This window comes from Rahnella sp. EDr1-12 (assembly GCF_049206505.1).
Classification (GTDB): domain Bacteria; phylum Pseudomonadota; class Gammaproteobacteria; order Enterobacterales; family Enterobacteriaceae; genus Rahnella; species Rahnella rivi.
This window is the reverse complement of sequence record NZ_JBLZNY010000029.1, coordinates 1-286: the sequence shown is the minus strand read 5'-3', so window position 1 is coordinate 286 and position 286 is coordinate 1. Positions and strand designations below refer to the sequence as shown.

1 tRNA gene is annotated in these 286 nt (G+C 45.5%); it reads left to right on the top strand.

The window, feature by feature from the left end:
* Positions 1-26: 26 nt before the first annotated feature.
* Positions 27-102 (top strand) — tRNA-Ala (locus tag ACO0U8_RS24255).
* Positions 103-286 lie beyond the last annotated feature (184 nt).

Genomic DNA, 286 nt, shown 5'->3' with positions numbered 1-286 from the left:
ATTAAGGTATCTGTAAGTGACTGTATGGGGCTATAGCTCAGCTGGGAGAGCGCCTGCCTTGCACGCAGGAGGTCAGCGGTTCGATCCCGCTTAGCTCCACCATTACCGTACAGCCCCTAAATAATACTTCAGAGTATATTGGTAACAGTATGCTGCGAAGTATTTTGCTCTTTAACAATCTGGAACAAGCTGAAAATTGAAAGTTTACAGCTGAACATCACTCTCCGTAGAAGTACTGAGTGGTGGATTAGTCTGTAACAGAGTCTCTCAAATAATCGCAGCGCGA